This is a genomic window from Chryseobacterium sp. SIMBA_038, assembly GCF_046535115.1.
Classification (GTDB): domain Bacteria; phylum Bacteroidota; class Bacteroidia; order Flavobacteriales; family Weeksellaceae; genus Chryseobacterium.
This window is the reverse complement of the sequence record NZ_JAWRXH010000138.1, coordinates 1-276: the sequence shown is the minus strand read 5'-3', so window position 1 is coordinate 276 and position 276 is coordinate 1. Positions and strand designations below refer to the sequence as shown.

The following is a 276-nucleotide window of genomic DNA, read 5'->3' as shown; positions in this document are numbered from 1 at the left end:
TATAGAGTCAATATAAAGGCTGACGGTGTTTTCAGAATGGATGAACAGGCGTTCAATGATATTTTTGTGAAGAATAATAAAGGAGAGATGGTTCCTGCCAATACCTTAATCACTTTGAAAAAAGTATATGGTCCGGAATCCGTTCAGAGATATAACCTTTACAATTCTCTTAACATCAACGTGGTACCGAAACCCGGGATCAGTAATGGAGCTTTGATGGATAAAATTGAACCAACGTTGAATAAACTTCCATCCGATTACAGTTATGAATGGACA

Annotated in this window: 1 protein-coding gene; it reads left to right on the top strand. The window is 37.0% G+C overall.

The genetic code is table 11. The features are described 5' to 3' along the window. Positions 1-276, top strand: a 276-nt coding sequence (locus SB689_RS23020) for an efflux RND transporter permease subunit (protein ID WP_410694384.1), incomplete at both ends; no start/stop codon positions are given.